Origin of the sequence: Streptomyces malaysiensis subsp. samsunensis, from assembly GCF_024519315.1 — a bacterium.
GTDB classification, from domain to species: domain Bacteria; phylum Actinomycetota; class Actinomycetes; order Streptomycetales; family Streptomycetaceae; genus Streptomyces; species Streptomyces malaysiensis.
Window position 1 is genome coordinate 1 of record NZ_JANIIC010000283.1, and the last position, 365, is coordinate 365.

Annotated in this window: 1 protein-coding gene; it reads left to right on the forward strand. The window is 68.8% G+C overall.

Annotated elements, in window-relative coordinates; genetic code table 11:
- Positions 1-365 (forward strand): acyltransferase domain-containing protein (locus tag NQU54_RS48905; protein WP_257636702.1); only part of this gene is annotated, 365 nt, incomplete at both ends.

The following is a 365-nucleotide window of genomic DNA, read 5'->3' on the forward strand; positions in this document are numbered from 1 at the left end:
CCGCGTTGTTCGCGGTCGAGGTGGCGTTGTTCCGGTTGGTGGAGGCGTGGGGTCTGACGCCGGACTTCCTGTCCGGGCATTCGATTGGTGAGTTGGCGGCCGCGCATGTGGCCGGTGTGCTCTCCCTGGCCGATGCTGCGGCGTTGGTGGCGGCTCGTGGGCGGTTGATGCAGGAGTTGCCGTCGGGTGGTGCGATGGTGGCGGTGCAGGCGTCGGAGGACGAGGTGGTGCCGCTGCTGACCGAGCGTGTGAGCATTGCCGCGCTCAACGGGCCCACGTCGGTGGTGATCGCGGGTGATGAGGACGTGGCGCTGGAGATCGCGGCGTTCTTCGAGGCGCAGGGTCGGAAGGCCAAGCGGCTCACC